The 20,310-nt window shown below is 72.2% G+C and carries 21 protein-coding genes and 1 rRNA gene; 9 read left to right on the plus strand and 13 right to left on the minus strand.

The window, feature by feature from the left end; translation table 11 throughout:
- Positions 1-94: ribosomal RNA gene (rrf, locus tag AB0424_RS21520) — 5S ribosomal RNA — on the plus strand; the annotation flags it as partial.
- Positions 95-183: 89 nt separating this feature from the next.
- Complete coding sequence (locus AB0424_RS21525; protein WP_366307751.1) at positions 184-2,172, plus strand: pentapeptide repeat-containing protein; 1,989 nt, start codon at positions 184-186, stop codon at positions 2,170-2,172.
- 10 nt (positions 2,173-2,182) lie between these two features.
- On the opposite strand, the gene AB0424_RS21530 is transcribed toward AB0424_RS21525, so the two are convergent.
- The 4 genes from AB0424_RS21530 to AB0424_RS21545 are packed head-to-tail and all read right to left on the minus strand — an operon-like array spanning position 2,183 to position 5,787.
- Positions 2,183-2,857, minus strand: coding sequence for a response regulator transcription factor (locus AB0424_RS21530; RefSeq protein WP_366307753.1), 675 nt, complete (start codon positions 2,855-2,857; stop codon positions 2,183-2,185).
- Positions 2,854-4,092 (minus strand): histidine kinase, encoded by a 1,239-nt coding sequence (locus AB0424_RS21535; RefSeq protein WP_366307755.1) that lies wholly within the window; start codon positions 4,090-4,092, stop codon positions 2,854-2,856. The genes AB0424_RS21530 and AB0424_RS21535 overlap by 4 nt, the downstream gene beginning before the upstream one ends.
- A gap of 13 nt (positions 4,093-4,105) precedes the next feature.
- The gene (locus AB0424_RS21540) at positions 4,106-4,888 is read right to left on the minus strand and encodes an ABC transporter permease (RefSeq protein WP_366307757.1); all 783 of its coding nucleotides are present in this window, start codon (positions 4,886-4,888) and stop codon (positions 4,106-4,108) included.
- Positions 4,885-5,787 carry an ATP-binding cassette domain-containing protein gene (locus tag AB0424_RS21545; RefSeq protein ID WP_366307759.1) on the minus strand — a complete coding sequence of 301 codons (903 nt, stop codon included), beginning with the start codon at positions 5,785-5,787 and terminating at the stop codon, positions 4,885-4,887. Before AB0424_RS21545 ends, AB0424_RS21540 begins: the two co-directional genes overlap by 4 nt.
- 133 nt (positions 5,788-5,920) lie before the next feature.
- Between AB0424_RS21545 and AB0424_RS21550 the strand changes: the two genes are divergently transcribed.
- Positions 5,921-6,484: a GNAT family N-acetyltransferase gene (locus AB0424_RS21550; protein WP_366307761.1), complete on the plus strand. Its 564-nt coding sequence runs from the start codon at positions 5,921-5,923 to the stop codon at positions 6,482-6,484.
- A 21-nt stretch (positions 6,485-6,505) separates the two neighbouring features.
- On the opposite strand, the gene AB0424_RS21555 is transcribed toward AB0424_RS21550, so the two are convergent.
- From AB0424_RS21555 to AB0424_RS21585, 7 genes are all read right to left on the minus strand, one after another.
- Positions 6,506-8,113, minus strand: coding sequence for a type VI secretion protein (locus AB0424_RS21555; RefSeq protein ID WP_366307763.1), 1,608 nt, complete (start codon positions 8,111-8,113; stop codon positions 6,506-6,508).
- Entirely contained in the window at positions 8,114-9,514 is a 1,401-nt protein-coding gene (locus AB0424_RS21560; RefSeq protein ID WP_366307765.1) for an ATP-binding protein, read from the minus strand.
- 20 nt (positions 9,515-9,534) lie between these two features.
- Positions 9,535-11,088, minus strand: a complete 1,554-nt coding sequence (locus AB0424_RS21565; protein ID WP_033203824.1) for an SCO6880 family protein — start codon at positions 11,086-11,088, stop codon at positions 9,535-9,537.
- On the minus strand, positions 11,085-12,407 hold the full coding sequence (locus AB0424_RS21570; protein ID WP_366307767.1) for a hypothetical protein: 1,323 nt from the start codon (positions 12,405-12,407) through the stop codon (positions 11,085-11,087). Before AB0424_RS21570 ends, AB0424_RS21565 begins: the two co-directional genes overlap by 4 nt.
- On the minus strand, positions 12,397-13,233 hold the full coding sequence (locus AB0424_RS21575; protein ID WP_366307769.1) for a hypothetical protein: 837 nt from the start codon (positions 13,231-13,233) through the stop codon (positions 12,397-12,399). Before AB0424_RS21575 ends, AB0424_RS21570 begins: the two co-directional genes overlap by 11 nt.
- A gap of 109 nt (positions 13,234-13,342) precedes the next feature.
- Positions 13,343-13,651: a hypothetical protein gene (locus tag AB0424_RS21580; protein WP_024757447.1), complete on the minus strand. Its 309-nt coding sequence runs from the start codon at positions 13,649-13,651 to the stop codon at positions 13,343-13,345.
- Between the two features lie 258 nt (positions 13,652-13,909).
- Complete coding sequence (locus AB0424_RS21585) at positions 13,910-14,494, minus strand: TetR/AcrR family transcriptional regulator (protein WP_366307771.1); 585 nt, start codon at positions 14,492-14,494, stop codon at positions 13,910-13,912.
- A 160-nt stretch (positions 14,495-14,654) separates the two neighbouring features.
- Between AB0424_RS21585 and AB0424_RS21590 the strand changes: the two genes are divergently transcribed.
- Together AB0424_RS21590 and AB0424_RS21595 are read left to right on the plus strand one after the other, a co-directional pair.
- Positions 14,655-15,689 carry a bifunctional lytic transglycosylase/C40 family peptidase gene (locus AB0424_RS21590; protein ID WP_366307773.1) on the plus strand — a complete coding sequence of 345 codons (1,035 nt, stop codon included), beginning with the start codon at positions 14,655-14,657 and terminating at the stop codon, positions 15,687-15,689.
- Between the two features lie 233 nt (positions 15,690-15,922).
- Positions 15,923-16,642, plus strand: coding sequence for a phosphatase PAP2 family protein (locus tag AB0424_RS21595; RefSeq protein WP_366307775.1), 720 nt, complete (start codon positions 15,923-15,925; stop codon positions 16,640-16,642).
- 15 nt (positions 16,643-16,657) lie between these two features.
- Here the strand turns inward: AB0424_RS21595 and AB0424_RS21600 are convergent, their stop codons facing one another.
- Positions 16,658-16,831: a hypothetical protein gene (locus tag AB0424_RS21600; RefSeq protein WP_366307777.1), complete on the minus strand. Its 174-nt coding sequence runs from the start codon at positions 16,829-16,831 to the stop codon at positions 16,658-16,660.
- Between the two features lie 131 nt (positions 16,832-16,962).
- On the opposite strand from AB0424_RS21600, the gene AB0424_RS21605 reads away from it, so the two are divergent.
- Both AB0424_RS21605 and AB0424_RS21610 read left to right on the plus strand, forming a co-directional pair.
- Positions 16,963-17,805: a hypothetical protein gene (locus AB0424_RS21605; protein ID WP_366307779.1), complete on the plus strand. Its 843-nt coding sequence runs from the start codon at positions 16,963-16,965 to the stop codon at positions 17,803-17,805.
- Positions 17,806-17,923: 118 nt separating this feature from the next.
- Complete coding sequence (locus AB0424_RS21610) at positions 17,924-18,109, plus strand: hypothetical protein (protein ID WP_366307781.1); 186 nt, start codon at positions 17,924-17,926, stop codon at positions 18,107-18,109.
- A 22-nt stretch (positions 18,110-18,131) separates the two neighbouring features.
- Here AB0424_RS21610 and AB0424_RS21615 read toward each other — a convergent pair whose 3' ends face one another.
- Positions 18,132-18,488, minus strand: a complete 357-nt coding sequence (locus AB0424_RS21615) for a metal-sensitive transcriptional regulator (RefSeq protein ID WP_366307783.1) — start codon at positions 18,486-18,488, stop codon at positions 18,132-18,134.
- Positions 18,489-18,681: 193 nt separating this feature from the next.
- Here AB0424_RS21615 and AB0424_RS21620 point away from each other — a divergent pair, with 193 nt between their 5' ends.
- Positions 18,682-19,302 (plus strand): DUF47 family protein, encoded by a 621-nt coding sequence (locus tag AB0424_RS21620; RefSeq protein WP_033203812.1) that lies wholly within the window; start codon positions 18,682-18,684, stop codon positions 19,300-19,302.
- A 6-nt stretch (positions 19,303-19,308) separates the two neighbouring features.
- Positions 19,309-20,307: an inorganic phosphate transporter gene (locus AB0424_RS21625; protein ID WP_366307786.1), complete on the plus strand. Its 999-nt coding sequence runs from the start codon at positions 19,309-19,311 to the stop codon at positions 20,305-20,307.
- Positions 20,308-20,310: the final 3 nt, after the last annotated feature.

Genomic DNA, 20,310 nt, shown 5'->3' on the forward strand with positions numbered 1-20,310 from the left:
AACGCCCGGTTACATTCCGAACCCGGAAGCTAAGCCTTTCAGCGCCGATGGTACTGCAGGGGGGACCCTGTGGGAGAGTAGGACGCCGCCGAACAATCTTTAGCCTCAACCCCTGGACACTGTCCGGGGGTTGAGGCATTTTTGCGTTCTGGGGAAGGTGCGAGAGCCGGGGGGAACGCAGCGGTGGATTTCGCGTCCTGGAACGACTGGGTCCGGGCCGTGCTGGGGGTGTGCGTCACCGGTCTGGTGATCGTGCTGCTCTGGCGGGGTGTGGCGGGAGCGGCGTCCTATCGGGATCCGCACCGGCGGACGGGGCGCCGGATACCGCTGGTGCCCGGCCGGCTGGTGCGGGGGAGACCCGAAGAGCTGAGGCCCGTGGTGCGGGCCGTGGTGGCTCTGCGCCGGCATCAGGGTGTACCGAGTGCGCTGTCGCCGGGGGAACTGCTGGCCCGGCTGGTGGAGGCGGACCGGGCGACGCGGGTGCTGCTGTGGGGCCGACAGGTGTGGGCCGTGCTCGTACCGGGGCTGCTGGGGATCGGCGGCCTCTTCTTGGGGACCTGGGTGGTGACCTACAGCGACGTCGAGTTCGGGCCCGGGTACTGGTTCCCGGGCCCGGATCAGGGGTTCGCGGCGCTGCTGGGCGAGCGGGGGTTCGTCGACGGCAGTGAGGACTGCATGGGGTGGTCCGTCCTGCGGGGCTGTGAGGCGGAGTTCGTTCCCTGGTGGTCCGGGGCGGAGGCCGGGTTCGCGTTCGGGGTCGCCGTGGCGCTCGTCGTCGGTGCGTGGTGGATCCGGCGGGCCGCCCTGCGGGACTTCGCGGCGTGGGCGCGGCAGGAGCCGCCGCTGGCGGCGTGTGCGGTGGCTCTCGCCGCATGCCGTGAGGCCCTTCGTACGCCCGCTCCCGAGGCGTCCGTGCTCGATGAGGCGGTGGCCGAACTGCGTTCGTCCCTGCGGGACTTCGCCCGGTGCGGGACGCCGGCCGATGCCGAGCGGCGGGCGGAGTTCGAGGAGCACGGAGGGCGTGTCGCCGTGACGCTGCACGAGGCTTCGGGGCGGGTGCTGCGGGAAGGGGTGCCGGTCGCGCTGCCCGGGCTCGTACGGCTGCTCGCGCAGCTTCAGGACCGGCTGCACGCGTCGCGGTGGCTGGCGCTGCTCGACGCGGCACTCCTCGCTCCGGTGCCGCCCCCGCCGGCCGGGCCGGGCCCTTCGGCGCCGGGGACCGCGTCGGCGGAGGCCGGGCGCTGGCAGCGGTACACGGCGATCGCGACGGCGCTGCCGACCGTTCCGGCGCTGCTGGCGCTGGCGCTCACGGCGATGACGATCAGCCAGGCGCGGGACACCCTGAGGGTCGCCGAGCGGGACCAGATGGCGTCGAGCTATACCGACACCGTCGGCAACCTGGGCGACGACTCCGTGAACGTCCGGATCAGCAGCATCTACGCCTTGCAGCGGATCATGAAGGAGTCGCCGCGGGAGCAGCCCGCGATCGTCGAGATCCTGTGCGCCTATGTGCGGGACAAGGCCAGGACGCCGTCGAAGGCCAAGGTCGAGGCCGCGCACAAGGACGCCGAGACGAAGCCGGCCGAGGACGTGCAGGCGGCTCTGAACGTGCTGGGGGCGCGTCCGCCGGGGGTGGAGGGGGAGGCGGTCATGGATCTGCGCCGGGCCTATCTGGTGGGGGCGGACTTCACGGACGGGAACTTCACCGACGCCGACTTCCGGGGTGCCGACCTCACGTTCGCCCAGTTGAGCGGGGAGTTCGAGAACGTGTGGTTCAACCGTGCGACGCTGCGCGGGGCCATTCTGAGCAGGGGCCGCTTCGGGGAATCGGCGTTCGTCGAGGCCGACATGGCGAACGTGTGGTGGGACGGTGCCGACTTCGAGGGCGCGGATCTCACCAGCGCGGATCTGAGCGGTGCCACCCTCGACTCCGAGGCGGGCGGAACGGGCGTCAGCCTCGTGGACGCGGAGCTGTCCGGGGCGGACCTCACGGACGCCGATCTGACCGGCGCGTGGCTCGGCGGCGCCGACCTCGGCCAGGACAAGGCGAAGAAGCTGCCCGCCGCGAACCTGACCCGGACGAACTTCACCCGCGCTGATCTGACGGACACGCGGCTCGACGGTACGGACCCCCGGACGGCGGTGTGGGTGGACGCCGTGACGGGGAGCTGAGGGGCCGGGGTCAGGAGGCCGGGGTGGTGAGGCCGGTGTCGTAGGCGAGGATGACGGCCTGGACGCGGTCGCGGGTACCGGTCTTGGCGAGGACGCGGCCCACGTGGGTCTTGACGGTGGACTCTGCGAGGTGGAGGCGTTCGGCGATCTCCGTGTTGCTCCAGCCCTTGCCGATGACCGTGAGGATCTCGCGTTCCCGGTCGGTGAGGGAGGCGAGGCGGGGGTCTTCCTCGCGTGCCGGCGGTTCGGGCGTCGAGGGCGGGAGATGGTGGATGTAGGCGTCCAGGAGGCGGCGGGTGAGGCTCGGTGCGACGACGGCGTCGCCGGCGGCCACGGCGCGGATGCCGGCGAGGAGTTCCTCCGGCTGGGCGTCCTTGACCAGGAAGCCGCTGGCGCCGGCGCGGAGGCCGTCGTAGGCGTACTCGTCGAGGTCGAAGGTCGTCACGATGAGGATCCGGGTGCGGGCGCCGGTGGCGACGACGCGGCGGGTCGCCTCGATGCCGTCCAGGCCGGGCATCCGGATGTCCATGAGGACGACGTCGGGGTGGTGGCGGTCGACCAGGCGGATCGCCTCGGTGCCGTTCGACGCCTCGCCGACGACCGTCATGTCGTCCTGGCTTTCGAGCAGCATGCGGAAGCCGAAGCGCTGCATCGGCTGGTCGTCCGCGATGAGAACGGTCGTCACGAGGGGGAGCCTTCCCGGGGGAGTCGGAGCGTGACGGCCCAGCCGCCGGTCGGCAGGGGGCCGGTTTCGAGTGTGCCGTCGTAGAGGGCCGCGCGTTCGCGCATTCCGACGAGTCCCTGGCCCTGCCCGGGCGTTGCCCTGGCGGTGCCGTCGTCCGTGATCTCCGTCCGTGTCTCCTGGGGGGTGTACGTGAGGGTGACCCGTGCCGTCGCCCCCGTGCCCGCGTGCTTCAGGGTGTTCGTCAGGGCCTCCTGCACGACGCGGTAGATCGTCAGCTGGGCTCCCGGGGGGAGCGGAGGCGCGGTCGCGGGGGTGGGTGCGTGCAGGTGGACCGGCAGACCTGCCTTGCGTACGCCCGTGATCAGGGTGTCCAGGTCGGCCAGGGTGGGTTGGGGGTCGCGGGCGGCCTCCTGGTCGTCGTCGCGCAGGACGCCGAGGAGGCGGCGGAGTTCGGTGAGGGCCTCGCGGCCCGTCGTGCCGATGGCGTCGAGGGCCTGGGTGGCGCGCTCGGGGTTCCTCGCGGCGGCGTACCGGCCGCCGTCGGCGAGGCCGGTGATGACGGAGAGGTGGTGGCCGACGATGTCGTGCATCTCGCGGGCGATGCGGGTGCGTTCGGCGGCGGCGGCGAGCCGGACCTCCTGGTCGCGTTCGATCTCCAGGCGGCGGGCGCGGTCGACGAGGCCGGCGGTGTGCTCGCGGCGGGACCGGACCACGATGCCGAGGAGTTCGACCAGGGCGTACGCCCACAGGGTGGGGAGGACGCGTTGGTCCCAGCTGCCGGAGGGGAAGCGGATCGCGCTCGCGATGAGCGGGGGCGGGGTCAGGGCGAGGGACAGGAGCAGGGTGCGGGTGGGCCGGCTGAGCACGATGTGGAAGAGCGGGAGCGTCTGGAGGTAGGCGGCCTGGAGGGAGGCGCCGGACGCCTCGCTGACGAAGGCCGCGGCGGCCATCACCGCCAGGGCGGTCGTGGGGTGACTGCGGCGCCAGAAGAGCGGGAGGGACAGGGCCAGGCTCAGGGCGACGACGAGCCAGGTCGGGACTCCCGGGTCGTGGGCGGTGGTGCGCCAGCCGCCGGCCGCGTCGACGAGCGCGGCCACGGTCCACCCGGCGGTGAGCGTGGCGTCCCAGAGGCGCGGGCGGCGGGCGTCGAAGTCCCGGACCCGGGCGATCAGGCGCTGGACCTGCCGGCTCGGGCCGGTCGTGCCGGTGGGCTGCGGTGTCTCCTCCGTGGTCACGCCGTCATCATCCTCATACGTCCCGGCGCTTGAGCAACAGCGCGGGGACGGCGAGCGCCGCGGCGGCCCACAGGAGCAGGGCGAGCAGGGCGGCTCCGGGGGAGGCGGCTCCGGGCAGGGGGGTCGCGGAGCCGAGGGCGCCGGCGGCCTGGGTGGGGAAGTACCGGACGGCCGTGTCCACCGTCTCGTACGGGAGTGCGCCGAGGATCTCCGGGACGACCAGGACGCCGCCGACGTAGGCGCCGATGGCGCCGGGGACGGAGCGGAGGGCGGCGCCGAGGCCGAGGGCGATCAGGCCGAGGAGGGTGATGCCGGCGGCGTTGCCGGCGAGGGCGGTGAGGACGCCGTCGTCGGTGAGGGAGGCGGCCTGGTCGGTGTCCGAGAGGAAGGACTGGGCGGTGAGGAAGGTCAGCAGGGCGGTGGCGAGGGAGACCGCGAACACGACGGCGCCGTAGACGGCGGCCTTCGCGCCGAGGACGGGGAGGCGCCGGGGGACGGCGGTGAGGGTGGCGCTGATCATGCCGGTCGCGTACTCGCCGGCGGTGACGAGGATGCCGAGGACGGCGAGGGCGATGGCGCCCAGTTGGGAGCCGTAGAGGGTGAGGACGACGGTGTCGACGTCGGAGTCGCCGCCGTCGGAGGTGTAGGTGGCGCCCATGAGGACGCCGACGCCGAGGACGATCGCGGCGGCGGTGAGGACGGTCGCCCAGGTGGAGCGGACGGTCCACAGCTTGTGCCACTCCGAGCGCAGGACGCGGGGGGTGGAGAGGCGGTAGGGGGTGGCGGGGGTGGTCATGCGGGGGCTCCCTGGTACTCGACGGAGTCGTGGGTGAGGGCCATGAACGCCTCCTCCAGGGAGGGGGTCCTGGGGGTCAGTTCGTGCAGGGGGAGGCCGTGGGCGGCGGCGGTGCGGCCGATCTCGGGGGCGTCGGGCCCGGTGACGAGGAGGGTGTCGGGGGCCTCGGCGGTGATCCGGGCGCCGGGGAGGAGGTTCCGCAGCCGGTCCGGTTCGGGGGTGACGACCTTGACGGCGGCGCCGCCCGCGGACCGTACGAGCTCCTCGACGGTGGTGTCGGCGAGGAGACGGCCCTTGCCGATGACGATCAGGTGGTCGGCGGTGAGGGCCATCTCGCTCATGAGGTGCGAGGAGACGAGGATGGTGCGGCCTTCGGCGGCGAGGGACCTGAGGAGGGTGCGGATCCAGAGGACGCCCTCGGGGTCGAGGCCGTTGACCGGTTCGTCGAGGACGACGGTGGCGGGGTCGCCGAGGAGCGCGGCGGCGATGCCGAGGCGCTGGCCCATGCCGAGGGAGAAGCCCTTGACGCGTGTGCGGGCGACCTGGGTGAGGCCGGTGAGGGCGAGGACGCGGTCCACGCGGGCGCGGGGGATGCCGTGGGTGTGGGCGAGGGCCATGAGGTGGTGGAAGGCGGAGCGGCCGGGGTGGACGGAGCGGGCTTCGAGGAGGGCGCCGACGCGGGTGAGCGGGGCGGGGTGGCCGGCGTAGGCGCGGCCGTCGACGGTGGCGTGGCCGCGGGTCGGGGCGTCGAGGCCGAGGAGCATGCGGAGGGTGGTGGACTTGCCGGCGCCGTTGGGGCCGAGGAAGCCGGTGACGGTGCCGGGGCGGACCGTGAAGCCGAGGTCGTGGACGACGGTGGTGTCGCCGTACCGCTTGGTGAGGTTCTCTGCTCGGATCATGTCTCCGACGGTAGGGAGGCGGCGCCGGGGGTTCGTCCGACCGTGGTCGGGGGCTGCGGCGGGGGCGTAGTACCCGGGTACGACGGGGGAAAAGCCCTTGTCAGGGGAGGTGTGTCGTCGTCAGGATCGGGCCATGGACTATGCGATTCGTGTCATCCGCCCCGACGAGTGGGAGCAGGCCAGGGAGCTTCGGCTGGCCGCCCTGCGGGATCCCGTCGCGCACCTGGCGTTCCTGGAGACGTACGAGGTGGCGGTCGGGCGCCCGGACTCCTTCTGGCGGGAGCGGACGGTGGGCGCCTCGGAGGAGGGTCCCGGCGCCGTGCGCCAGTTCGTCGCGGAGGACGCCGACGGGCGGTGGGTGGGCACCGTGTCGGTGCTGGTGGAGCGGGCCGCGACGGAGTCGCTCTTCGGGGACGTCCCGGAGGTGGAGCAGACGCATGTGGTCGGGGTGTTCGTGCGGGACGAGGCGCGGGGTTCCGGGGTGATCGACGCCCTGTTCGCGGCGGCCGCGGAGTGGTCCTGGTCGCTGGAGGGGTGGCGGACCGAGCGGGTGCGGCTGTACGTGCACTCCGAGAACGTGCGGGCCCAGGCGGCGTACCGGCGGCTCGGGTTCGCGGACACCGGGGTGCGGGTCGGCCTGCACGGCAGCGAGATCGAGAACGAGTGCGAGTACGAGCTGCTGCGCCCGGTCGGCTGAGCCGCCCTCCCGGGCGGTCGTTCAGCGGCTGGGGGAGGTCTCGGGCCAGCGCGAGCGGGCCTGCTCGGGGGAGCGCATGAGGGCCAGGGTCGGGAGGCCCTGGGTGTGGCCGCCGGCGAGGAGCTCCGGGAGGCGGGGGAGCGGGGCCACGGCCGCGACGTCGTCGAGGACGAGGGTCATTGGTGGGTCGAGCCGACCGTCGGATGACCGTGCGGCCATGCGGCGGCCGTGCTCGACCACGCTTGCGGCGAGGGCCGTGAGGAGCGGCATCGCGCCGGGGTGGGTGCGGGGGTCCTCGATCGCCTCGCCCACCACGTAGAGGGTGCCCCCTTCGGCGGCGAAAGATGCGAGTGCCAGCGAATCCGTTCGATTCGGGGTGCACGCCTCCCGGATGTGGACCGAGGAGAGCGCGGCGAGCGCACGGGCCGTCAGTTCCTGTGCGAGACGGCGGCTTTCCGGGTGGGCGGTCAGGGCGGACTCCAGGAGTCCGGCGTGGCCGGAGGCGGCCTTGGGGTGGCTGCGGAGGATCCGTACGGGTTCGTGGGCGCCGGCGCCCTGGGCCCAGCGGAGGACCTGGCGGAAGGGGCGGCCGTCGACGGCGGCGGCGTGGAGCCAGCAGCGCAGGAGCGTTTCCGCGGTGTCCGCGGTGGCCGCGTCCAGCCGTGCGCGGGGGCGTACGGGGGCCAGCAGGGCGACCGCGCGCTCCTGGGCGGTCTCCGGGTCCTCGCACCGCTCCGACGGAGACCAGTGCAGCCGGGCCGGTGTGTCGCAGAGGTGTCCGGTGTCGTGGACGAGGACCGGGCCGAGCTTGGCGCGCGCGTCCTTGGTCGACGACCACACGACGGGGTCGGACGTGACGACCAGGACGGGGCCCTCGGCGTCCCGGATCGCCTGGACGGCGGCGGGGCGGCGGTCCGCCGGGGGGCCGTAGACGGTGCGCGCCGGCGCCGCGGCGGGGGCGGTGAGGTGGCCGCGGGGCGGCGCCGGGGTGGGGACGGGGACGGTCGGCGTCTCCCGTACGGGCGCGGTCTCCTGGAGCGGCGCCCGGGGGGCTTGCGCGGCCCGGGCGTGTTCCTGGAGCGGGTTCTGCTGGTTCAGCGGGTTCTGCGGGGCCTGTGGCTTCTGGGGGTGCTGCGGGGTTTCCCGTACCGGTGTGGGGTCCGGTTCTCGTGCGGGGTCGGGCGCGGTCTCGTGTATCGGGCCCGGGGTGGCCGCGGGGGCCGGGGCCGGGCCCGGGTGGGCGTGCGGTGCCTGACGGCCGTAGGCGCCCGCCGTGCGGTGGGCGCGGACGGCGCGCCAGCGGGCGAGGGTGCCGAGGGCGAAGACCGCGAGGACCATGAGGATCATCGCCTCGCCGATGAGGATGCCCCAGAAGAGCCCGTACCCCGAGAGGTGGTCCGGCGGCGTGGCCGGCCAGGCCGCGGCAAGGTCGGTCGGCGCGGTGGCGAGGGAGCGGAGCGCCGAGGGGGTGCCGGTGAAGGCGACCCCCTGCGGCCAGGCGCCGTGGGCGAACAGACCGGCGAGGCCGGTCGCCGTCCACACCAGGACGGTGAGGCAGAGGAGGAGGCCGAAGAGGCCGAGCAGCAGCCCGTCGGAGACGCCTCCTCCTCCCTTCCGTGCCGGTTCCACCTACGCCACCGTCGACTGCGAGGAGCCGTTCATCTGCCGCTCGACGAGGAGGGCGCGCTGTTCGGTCTCCCATTCCAGTTCCGGGTCGACGGACGGGTCCGACGCCTCGGTCATGGCGCGGTCGGTGTAGACGAGCGGGCGTTCCCGTTCGGTGATCAGGTGCTTGACCACCTGCACGTTGCCGTTGACGTCCCAGACGGCGATGCCGGGGGTGAGCGTCGGGATGATCTCGACCGCCCAGCGCGGCAGGCCGAGGACCCGCCCCGTGTTCCGTGCCTCGTCGGCCTTCTGGGCGTAGATGGTCCGGGTGGAGGCCATCTTGAGGATCGCCGCGGCCTCCTTGGCCGCCGCTCCGTCGACGACGTCGGAGAGGTGGTGGACGACGGCGACGAAGCTCAGGCCGAGGCGGCGGCCGAACTTGAGCAGGCGCTGGAACAGCTGGGCCACGAAGGGGCTGTTGATGATGTGCCATGCCTCCTCGACGAGGAAGATGCGCTTCTTCCGGTCGGGGCGGATCCAGGTGTGCTCCAGCCAGACCCCGACGATCGCCATGAGGATCGGCATGGCGATCGAGTTGCGGTCGATGTGGGAGAGGTCGAAGACGATCAGGGGCGCGTCGAGGTCGATGCCGACGGTCGTCGGACCGTCGAACATGCCCCGCAGGTCGCCGTCGACGAGGCGGTCGAGGACGAGGGCGACGTCCAGGCCCCAGGCCCGTACGTCGTCTATGTCGACGTTCATCGACTCCGCCGATTCGGCCTTGGGGTGGCGGAGCTGCTCGACGATGTCGGTGAGGATCGGCTGCCGGTCGGTCCTGTGCGCGATGACGTAGGCGTGGGCGACCTTGAGCGCGAAGCCGGACCGCTCGTCGAGGCCGTGGCCCATCGCCACCTCGATGATCGTCCGGAGCAGGGCGAGCTGGCCGGTCGTGGTGATCGAGGGGTCGAGGGGGTTGAGGCGGATGCCGGAGTCGTTGGCGACCATCGGGTCGAGCCGGATGGGAGTTATCCCCAGCTCCTGCGCGATGAGGTTCCACTCGCCGACGCCGTCCTCGCCCTGCGCGTCGAGGACGACGACCTGCCGGTCCCGGAAGCGGAGCTGGCGGAGCACGTACGTCTTCTCCAGGGCCGACTTGCCGTTGCCGGACTCGCCGAGGACGAGCCAGTGCGGGGCGGGGAGCTGCTGCCCGTACAGCTGGAACGGGTCGTAGATGTAGCCCTTCCCGCTGTAGACCTCGCGGCCGATGATGACGCCGGAGTCGCCGAGGCCGGGGGCGGCGGTCGGCAGGTAGACCGCCTGGGCCTGGCCGGTGGAGGTGCGGACGGGCAGGCGGGTCGTCTCCACCTTCCCGAAGAGGAAGGAGGTGAAGGCGTCGGTGAGGACGGACAGCGGATCTCGCATCGGTCGGTGCCCCTTCGGCCTTAGCGGCGGATGCCGGTCGCGAACGGCAAGGTGTTCACAAAGGCCCGGTGGTGCTCGCGGTCGCACCACTCCAGCTTCAGGTACGACTTGCCGGCGGAGGCCCTGATCGTGCGCTTGTCCCGGGCGAGGGCCTCGGGCGAACGCGACGACACCGTGATGTACCCGACGAGGTTCACTCCGGCAGCGCCGCTGGCGAGATCTTCACCCCGCTGGTCGAGCCGGCCGTGGGCGGCGATGTCACGGGGGTCGACCGTGCGGTTCATCTTGGCGGCGCGGCTGGCGTCGGCCTCGTCGTTGGTCTTCTCGGTGAGCATGCGCTCGATGGCGACCTCGGTGGGCTCCAGGTCCATGGTCACGGCGACCGTGCGGATGACGTCCGGGGTGTGGACGAGGAGCGGGGCGAGGAAGTTGACGCCGACCGGGGTCATCGGCCACTCCTTCACCCAGGCCGTGGCGTGGCACCAGGGGGCGCGGGTGGAGGACTCGCGGGTCTTGGCCTGGAGGTACGTCGGTTCCATCGCGTCGAGTTCGGCCGGCCAGGCGTTGCGCTTGGTCATGGCCTGGATGTGGTCGATGGGGTGGTCCGGGTCGTACATGGAGTGCACGAGGGAGGCCAGCCGTGACTGGCCCAGGGGCTGGCGCACGCGGATGTCGGCCTCGGCGAGGCGGGCGCAGATGTCGGTGAGCTCGCGGGCCATGACGACGGCGAGGCCGGCGTCGCGGTCGAGCTTGCGGGCGCCGGAGGCGTGCCGGGCGGCGCGGGCCATGGCGTTGGCCTCGGCGGCGAGTTCGCGCGTGTAGTGCATGCAGGCGACGAGGTAGGCCCGGTGCTGCTCGCTGGAGGTGGAGACCATGGACTGGAGCTGGTCGTAGGACTCCTGGAGCCACGCGGGCGCGTGCGGGTCGCCGCGCTGGCCGACGTCCTTGGCGTGGGCGTCGGGGTCGGCGGGGAGGGTGCGGGCCAGCATCTGGAGGCGGGTCACGAAGCCGTCGCCGTTGGCGACGTGCTTCAGGAGGGTGCCGAACCGGTCGACCAGGGCCTCCTGGTCCTCGCTGTCGCGCAGGCCGACGCCGGGGCCCTCGATCTCGATGGCGGCGGTGACCGTGCGGCGGTCGGCGTGCAGCAGGACGGCGATCTCGTCCGGGCCGAAGGGGGCGGCGAGCCAGCCGACCCGGCCGATGCCGGGCGGCGGGCCGACCTCGACCTCGCGGCCGTCCAGGCGGGTGCCGGCCTCGACGACGACGGAGCGGTAGGCCGTGCCGCGCTTCAGCATCCGCTTGTAGCTGCGGTTGATCTCGAACCACTTGTAGAACGTGCGGTGCTTGTACGGGAGGTACACGGCCGCGATCGCGATCATCGGCAGGCCGGCGAGCAGGGCGATCCGCAGGGGGAGCAGGGGGACGAGGAGTCCGCTCATCATGCCGAGGAAGGCGCCGACGATGATCAGGGCGATCTCGCCGGTCTCGCGGTTCTTGCCGACGATCGCGTTCGGCCGGGCGCGGCCCACGAGATACGTGCGGCGGGGCGCGACCGGCTGGGACTGGGTCGTCAACGCCCTGCACCTCCAGAGTTCTTGCGGTTGCTGTGCGGAGTGCCCGTGGTGGGACTGCTGCTACGGGGCGGGGGCGTGGCGCCGCCGGTGCCGCCACCGCCGCGGCTGCTGTGGGCGGCCATGCCGCCGGACAGGGGGTTGGCGGGGCGGGGGGCGGAGCCCTGGGAGCCGCCGCCTCCGCCGCTGTCGCGGGTGCTGTGGGTCTTGATGCCCTGGGAGACGAGGGAGGCGGGGGAGGAGATGACGGCGGCGGCCGCGTTCTCGCCCGCGCGGTGGAGGCGGTTGTTGCGGGAGGCGGCGATCTCGTCGCCGAAGCCGGGCACGAAGCGGTAGATCATCGCGGAGGCGAAGATGGCGAGGAGGATGATCGCGAGGCCGGAGACGACGGCGGAGAACGAGTCCGGGCCGGTGCCCGAGGAGAGCGCCCCCGCCAGGCCGAGGACGATCACGATGATCGGCTTCACCAGGATCACCGCGATCATGATGCCCGCCCAGCGGCGGACGTGGCCCCACATGTTCTTGTCGACGAGGCCCGAGTACACGACGACGCCGAGGAGCGCGCCGACGTAGAGCATCACGGCGCGGAGGAACAGCTCCAGGTACAGCACGCCGGCGGCGAGGACGGTCACCAGCGACACGATGATCAGCATGATGGGGCCGCCACCGATGCTGTCGCCCTTCTGCAGGGCCTGCTTGAAGCTGCCGAAGAAGATGTCGGTCTGCTGGCCGGTGCCCGAGGCGATGACCTCGGTGACGGCGTCGGTGGCGTTCACCACGGTGTAGAGGATCAGCGGCGTGAACGCGGAGGCCAGCACCGTCAGCCACAGGAACCCGATGGCCTCCGACAGCGCGACCGTCAGCGGCACGCCCCGCACGGCCCGCTTCGCCACGGCGAGCAGCCAGAGGAGGAGGGTGAGGACGGTGGAGGCGGCGAAGACGATGGCGTACCGGCCGAGGAACTCCGTGTTGGTGAAGTCGACGTCGGCGGTCTCCTTCACCGCTTTCGAGAGGTAGTCGATGGTGGCGACGGCCGCGTCCGCGCAGCCCCGGGCGAGGGAGGACAGGGGGTCCAGGGCGCTGGTGGGATCGGTGAGCGGAGCCTTGCCGGCTCCGCCGGTCTGGCCCTTCTCGCAGAGTTCCCTCGCCTGCCCCACGATGAGGGCGCACTCGTTGCTGGTCGGGGTGGGGGTGGGTGTCGGGGCGGTCGGGGTCGGCGTGGGAGCCGCCTGGGCGTCGGAGGCGAGCAGTAGGGGAACGGAGAGGAAGGCGGCGGTGAGGGCGGTCGTCGCGCGCCCCACCAGGCTTCGGCTAGCGGGCATAGGTGAACCCTCCGTATCCCTCGACGGCCCCGGCGATCTCGTCGGCGACGGAGGCGCGGTTGTCGCCGTTGACCGGGGTCGGGCCCTCCTTCTGGCTGGAGGACTGGACGCGCCAGTCGCCCCCGACCCACGTGAGCTTCTCCGTGATGGTGAACCAGGTGGACGTGACGGGGCGGGTGGAGCCCGCGCCGGCGAGGCCGACCAGGCCGGTGCACCAGACCTCGACCGTCGCGGAGGTCTCGGTGTAGTCGAGGACCTTGGCGCCGACGGGGACGGTGCGGGACACGAACGTCATGCCGGACGGCGCGAGGCCGGTCTCGTCGAGTCCGATGTCGGCCATGAGGCCGGCCGAGTACGACGCGTCCAGCCGCTTCAGCAGGTCGTCGACGACGGCGGGGTCGTGGATGGCGCGGACGATGTCCTCACGGGGGCCGTCCTGGAACATCTCCGCCGACCCCAGCGCCACCGCGTAGTTGGTGGCGGCGCTTTGGGCGCCCTGGTCGTCGTGGGCGTAGCCGGTCGGGATTCGGCCGTTCTTGCCGGAGACGGGGCGGACGCCGGTGGCGGCGGTGGGGGCGGAGTCGCCGGGGGTGCCGGCGCGGGGGCCGGCGGCGTCGGCGGGGTCGCCGCCGCCGCGGTTGGCGAGGGCGATGGCGCCGACGAGGACGACCACCACGCCCACGACCGTGAGGAGGGAGCGGGAGCTGCGGACGGGGCGGCGGGCGCCGCCGTAGACGTCGCCGCTGTTGCCCTCGGGCAGGCGGGTCCGGGTCTGGCCCGAGCCGCCCACGCCGCCGAAGCTGTCGTGCTCGTCGCCGGGACTCATGCCGGGTACGCCCCCTCACTCGTTCGCGGGTACGACAGTGCTGCAACATGGCTGGGCATCAGGGAACGCGACATCAGCTGGCCTCGGGTGGATGGGGTCCGACGGGCTATCAGACGGCCATGCCGTACACGATGGTGAACAGCGTCCCGAGTGATCCGATGATGAAGACGCCGGTCAGGCCGGCGACGATGAGGCCCTTGCCCTGTTCCGCGCTGAACGTGTCGCGGAGTGCGGTCGCGCCGATGCGCTGTTTGGCCGCTCCCCAGATGGCGATGCCGAGGCAGAGCAGGATGGCCACGGCCATCACGACCTCGATCATCACCTTGGCTTCGTTGCCCAGGCTCCCGAAAGGTCCCCAGTTCGGGGCGATTCCACCGATGATGGTGGTGATGTCGCCCTTTTCGGCCGCCAGGTACATGTAACTCACCGCCCCTGTTGGGTAGTTATCTGCCCCTGCCGGACGGCATGGGTCATCGCCCTATCTTCGCTGATGAAACCGCCCACGTGTGACGGCTTGACGGCTCTCTTTACCCGATCCCCGCACACTTGACCGGTCTGACCGTCTTGACCTGCGGTGGTGTGGCCGGTTTCCGCGTGAAGAAGCGTATGGTCACTCTGTGTATCACGGAGGGTGACTCCGGGCAATGATTGTCGTTGTTGCACTCTTGGGGCGGCGTCAGGCGTACGAGCCGACGAGGCGCGCGAGGTGACGGCCCGCCAGGATCAGGGGCTCCTCGCTGCGGGTGACCTGGGCGGTCGCCTGGGCGCCGGTGAGGGTGTGGACGACGGTGGCGGCGAGGTCGCGGGCCTGGGGGGCGGGCAGGCCGCAGTCGTGGAGCCGGTCGGCGACGAGGTTGCGCCAGGAGTACAGGGCGTCGGCGCAGGCCCGCCGGATGGCGTTGTCGGAGCCGAGGGTCTCCAGGGCGGCGGCGGTGACGGGGCAGCCGTCCGTCCAGTCGGAGGCGTGGAGTTCGCGGGCGAGCAGGCGGGCGCAGGCGTCGACGGCGTCGGCGGGGTCGGTCCGGCCGTCGAGGGCGGCGCGCAGCAGGGCGGCGAACTCCTCGCGGCCGTGGGCGAGTGCGGCGACGGCGACGGCTTCCTTGCCGCCGGGGAAGAAGTGGTAGACGGAGCCGAGGGTGGCGTTCGCCTCCTGGGCGATCCGCTTGATGCCCGTGCCTGCGTACCCCTGGCGCCGGATGAGGCGCGAGGCGGCGACGACGATGCGCTCGCGGGTGCCGAGCGCGGGGCTGCGGGACTGCATCGGAAAAGGTTAGTCGGCGGGGTGTCCGGGGCGTGCGTTCAAGCCACTGCGGCGGTTGAACGGGCGCGCCGCGTGACCGGGGGGTCGCGCAACGTCCCCTCCGGGGTCCTCGCCGCCTAGACTGGGCCGTCGGGGCGTACTGCCATGAGCCGAGGGGTGGTTGACGGTGCGTAGGGCTGGCAAGGCGTGGCTGGTGGCCGGCGGGGCCTTCGGAGTCTGTCTCTCCTTCCTCGCCCTGCTCGTCATCGGCACGTACTCGGCGGCGGCCGGTCTCGCGGGCGGGGCGGGCAGTTCCGTGAACGGCACCGTGGCGCTGGCCAAGGGTTCGGTGCCCGCGCTCTACCAGGGTCTCGTGCAGCGCTGGGGCAATCTCTGTCCCGCCATCAACCCGGCGCTGCTGGCGGCGCAGCTGTACCAGGAGAGCGGCTGGAACCCGAGGGCGGTCTCGTCCGCGGACGCCCGGGGCATCGCCCAGTTCATCCCGGGCACCTGGGCCGGTCACGGGGTGGACGGGGACGGGGACGGGGACCGGGACATCTGGGACCCGAAGGACGCGATCCCGTCGGCGGCCTCGTACGACTGCGAACTCGCCGGCTATGTGAAGGACGTGCCGGGGGATCCGGCGAACAACATGCTGGCCGCGTACAACGCGGGCGCGTACCGGGTCATCAAGCACGGCGGGGTGCCGCCGATCAGCGAGACCCGGAACTACGTGCGGATCATCCGGTCCCTGGAGAAGAGCTTCGCGCGCCCGGTGGGGCGGGTGGACCCCTCCCGGCTGGCGGCGGGCGCGATCCACTACGCGCAGGGGAAGCTCGGCACGCCGTACCTGTGGGGCGGGACGGGCACGGCGGCGCAGAACGGCCGGTTCGACTGCTCCGGGCTGACGCAGGCGTCGTACGAGGCCGTCGGCATCCGGCTGCCGCGCGTCGCCAACGACCAGTACAACGCCGGGCCGCACCCCTCGCGCGAGGAGCTGCTCCCGGGGGACCTGGTCTTCTTCTCGGACGACCTGACCAACTCCCGGGCCATCCGGCACGTCGGCATCTACGTCGGCGGCGGGTACATGATCGACGCGCCGCGGACCGGGGCGGTGATCCGCTTCGACCGGATCGACACCCCGGACTACTTCGGCGCGACCCGGGTCACGGCGGAGGGGGCGGCGGCGCTGCCGACCCATCCGCCGCAGGCGTAACGGGGGCAGACGGGCCGTCGGGCGCCTTCCGGGGGCCTTCGGGGCGTAGGGGACATGGCCGGAACTCTCCGTCATGCAGTGGCCCTGAGCTGCGGAGAACCGTCACTCTTCGGTAACGTCCTCATGATCCACCGGAGCGAGCGGAACGTGCGCCTCAGGCGGTTCGTTCCCCGATCCGACCACTCTGACCACGGGGGTTGGACGACAGACACGAGAGCAAGGGGCCGCAGGAGATGGCTGTACTCGCATCGGACGGTTCGAACCCCGATGTCAGCCTGCTCTACGACATCAACGGACTGGCGAAGGACGCTCCGCCGTGGTTCGACCGCGTCATGGAGTTCGTCGGCGAGTACGGCATCGTGCTCGCGATGGTCCTCGTCGTGCTGTGGTGCTGGTGGAGCGTCCGCCGGCGCGGCACCCACGCCGACTCCGTGGCGGCCGTCGCCGCGCTGGTCTGGGCCCCGCTGGCGGCCGGGATCGCGCTCCTGGTCAACATCCCCATCCGCGGCTTCGTGGAACGCCCGCGGCCCTTCAGGGACCACCAGGGCCTGGAGGTCCTGATCGAGGGGAAGACGGACTTCTCGTTCGTCAGCGACCACGCCACGCTGGCGATGGCGCTCGGCGTCGGTCTCTTCGTCGCCCACCGCCGCTTCGGCCTCGCCGCGATCGGCCTCGCCCTCGCCGAGGGCTTCGCCCGCGTCTACATGGGCGTCCACTACCCGACCGACGTGATCGGCGGGTTCGCGCTCGGCACGGCGGTGGCGCTGCTCCTCGCCCCGCTCGCGCTCGCGCTGCTCACCCCGGTCGTCGCCGCGGTCGGCCGCTCCGCCACCGGCGTCCGGCTGGTCCGCTCGCGCAGGGCAGGTGATCCGCGCCGCCCCGAGGCGGTCGACATCCCCGAGTCCCGGCTCGGCGGCCCGCCCGCCACCGGCCGCAACGACCTCGCGGCCTGATCGACAAGGCACCCCCTAGTTCGGGTCGGGGCTCCGGTCCTCGTCGGTGCGGGAGTGTTCCGCGGCGTCCGTGCGGGCGCGGTCGCGGGATCTGCGGGCCGGGCCGGTCCAGCCGCAGCTGCACCGTGCCAGCGCGAACGAGCCGCGCTCCGTCGTGGTCGTCGTGTGGGGAGTGGCCTGCGCGTGCACGCGACCACCGTACTGCGCGTGACGGGTCGTCCGGGCCGTCGTTATCCGGATCGGGTGCTCCCCGGGCGCGCGGCTGCCGGGGAGGGCGGATCCCGGGCGGACGGCGGTGCGGTGTGGGGGGTTGGCAGGCGATGGCGGTGCAGTCGTACGGGCGTCCGCGGGGCCGCAGGAGCGGGGCGCTGGCCGTCACCGCCGCCCTGGTCGGCAGCCTCGCCTCCACCGCGGCGGTCTCCGGGTGCGCGGCGTCGCAGGACCCGAAGCCCGCCGGTGATCCGGTCCTGACCGTGCGGAGCGCGGCCGACGCGCTGGCGAGGGCCGGCACCTCCAAGGCGAGCACCTCGATGGAGATGGCGTCGGGCGGTACCCGGGTCACCATCCGGGGCGAGGGGGGCTACGACTTCCGGCGCCGCACCGGGCGGCTCCGGGTGGTGCTGCCGAGGGACGCGGCCGGCGCGAGCGAGCACCGGCCGATCACCGAGCTGCTCACGCCGGGCGCGCTCTACATGAAGAACCGGGGGGCCGGAGTGCCGGCGGACAAGTGGGTCCGCGTCGACACCACCACCCTCGACGACGGGAACCTGGTGACGGGCGGCGCCACCGACCCCGGCGCCGCGGCCGAGCTGCTGCGGGGCGCCCGGGAGGTCGTCTTCGTCGGCGAGGTCGAGCTGGCAGGGGTGAAAGTCGGCCACTACCGGGGGGTCGCCGACATCGCCGCCGCGGCCCGGGCGGCCTCGCCGCAGCTGCGCGGGGCGCTCGCCGCGGCGGCGAAAGGGTTCGCCGACGACTCGGTGCCGTTCGACGCGTACCTGGACGCGGAGGGGCGGCTGCGGAAGGTCCGCCACCAGTTCAGCTTCAGCAACCAGGGCCGTACGGTCGCGGTCGCGTCGACCACCCTGCTGTACGGCTTCGGCGCCGCGGTGGAGGTGACGCTGCCGGACCGGCGGCACATCTACGCCGGAAAGATCGAGACCTGACCCGGGCCGGACGAAGGCGCGGACCATCGGCAAATGGTCCGGACGTGTCATGCGCGGTGCGTGGCCCCGTCCCTACGCTGGGAGACCGCTGGGAGACGACGCCGGCAGGAAGAGGTGGATGCGCGTGGCCCCGCCCGGTACAGCAACCGTGACCGCAGATCCGGACTGCGTCGCCCTCGCCGAGATCGAACTGTGCGGCGAGCTGATCATCGCGGCCTCGGCCGCGGTCGGGGAGCGGCTCAGCGCGGACCGGATCGACGAGGTCCTGCGGGTCGCGGCCGAACGGGCCGTACAGGACCTCTGACGGTACGGCCCCGCCGGCCGGATCAGGTCCGCATCATGCGGGCGATGGCCTTGGTGGCCTCCTCGACCCGGGCGTCGATCCCGTCGCCGCCCTTGGCCGCCGCGTCCGCGACGCAGTGCCGCAGGTGCTCCTCCAGGAGCTGGAGGGCGAAGGACTGCAGCGCCTTCGTCGACGCCGACACCTGGGTGAGTATGTCGATGCAGTAGACGTCCTCGTCGACCATCCGCTGCAGGCCGCGGATCTGGCCCTCGATGCGGCGGAGCCGCTTGAGGTGCTCGTCCTTCTGCTTGTGGTAGCCGTGCACGCCGTGGTCGTGGTCGGCCGGCTCGACAGTCTCGACGGTGTCGGGGGTGACCTGGTCCGCCTCGGTGGTCGTCATCGCGTCCTCCCGTTGTCCAGAAAGGGGGTGTATACCCCTCGTGGGTATATGGTACCGATCCCCGCCGAAGCGGGCGGGGGCCCGTGCAGATCACTGTGCCTGATGGGCGACACTGAGAGGACGCCGGTTAGCCGTGGCCGGATGATGCGCCTAGCATCAGCCTGACCGAAACCCAGCACCCCGAGGACCTCACGTGCGATTTCGTCTGACCCCCAGGGAGACGAGCTTCTACGACATGTTCGCCGCGTCCGCGGACAACATCGTCACGGGCTCCAAGCTCCTGATGGAACTGCTCGGAGCGGAGCCTTCCGCCCGGGCCGAGATCGCGGAGCGGATGCGGGCAGCGGAGCACGCCGGCGACGACGCCACCCACGCGATCTTCCACCAGCTGAACTCCTCGTTCATCACGCCGTTCGACCGCGAGGACATCTACTCCCTCGCGTCGTCCCTCGACGACATCATGGACTTCATGGAAGAGGCCGTCGACCTGGTCGTCCTCTACAACATCGAAGAGCTCCCCAAGGGTGTCGAGCAGCAGATCGAGGTCCTGGCCCGGGCGGCCGAGCTGACCGCCGAGGCCATGCCGAACCTCCGGACGATGGCCAACCTCACCGAGTACTGGATCGAGGTCAATCGGCTGGAGAACCAGGCGGACCAGATCCACCGGAAGCTGCTCGCCCAGCTCTTCAACGGCAAGTACGACGCCATCGAGGTGCTGAAGCTCAAGCAGGTCGTGGACGTACTGGAGGAGGCGGCCGACGCGTTCGAGCACGTCGCCAACACGGTGGAGACCATCGCGGTCAAGGAGTCCTGAGGCTTCGTGGACACCTTCGCTCTGATCGTGACCATCGGTGTCGCGCTCGGCTTCACGTATACGAACGGCTTTCACGACTCCGCCAACGCCATCGCCACCTCGGTGTCGACCCGGGCTCTGACCCCCCGGGCCGCGCTCGCGATGGCGGCGGTCATGAACCTCGCCGGTGCCTTCATGGGCAGCGGGGTCGCCAAGACGGTCAGCGAGGGGCTCATCGAGACCCCGACCGGCGACAAGGGGATGGGCATCCTCTTCGCCGCGCTCGTCGGCGCGATCATCTGGAACCTCGTCACCTGGTACTTCGGTCTGCCGTCCTCCTCCTCGCACGCCCTCTTCGGCGGCATGGTGGGCGCGGCGCTGGCCGGCGGCACCGAGGTGATCTGGGGAGGCGTCCTCGACAAGGTCGTCATCCCGATGTTCGTCTCGCCGGTGGTCGGCCTCGTCGTCGGCTATCTGGTGATGTGCGCGATCCTGTGGATGTTCCGCAAGGCCAACCCGCACAAGGCCAAGCGCGGTTTCCGGATCGCCCAGACGGTGTCGGCGGCGGGCATGGCGCTCGGTCACGGTCTGCAGGACGCGCAGAAGACGATGGGCATCGTGGTGATGGCCCTGGTCATCGCCGACGTGCAGCAGGCCGGCGACGACATCCCGGTCTGGGTGAAGATCGCCTGTGCCGTGATGCTCTCGCTCGGTACGTACGCGGGCGGCTGGCGCATCATGCGGACCCTCGGCCGCAAGATCATCGAGCTCGACCCGCCGCAGGGCTTCGCGGCGGAGACGACCGGTGCGTCGATCATGTTCGGCTCGGCGTTCCTCTTCCACGCGCCGATCTCGACCACCCACGTCATCACCTCCGCGATCATGGGCGTCGGCGCCACGAAGCGGGTCAACGCGGTCCGCTGGGGCGTCGCCAAGAACATCATCCTCGGCTGGTTCATCACGATGCCGGCGGCGGCGCTCGTCGCCGCGCTGAGCTACTACGTGGTCCAGCTGGTCTTCGGCTGACGG

Source organism: Streptomyces sp. NPDC051180 (assembly GCF_040689545.1).
In the GTDB taxonomy this organism is placed as follows: Bacteria; Actinomycetota; Actinomycetes; order Streptomycetales; family Streptomycetaceae; genus Streptomyces.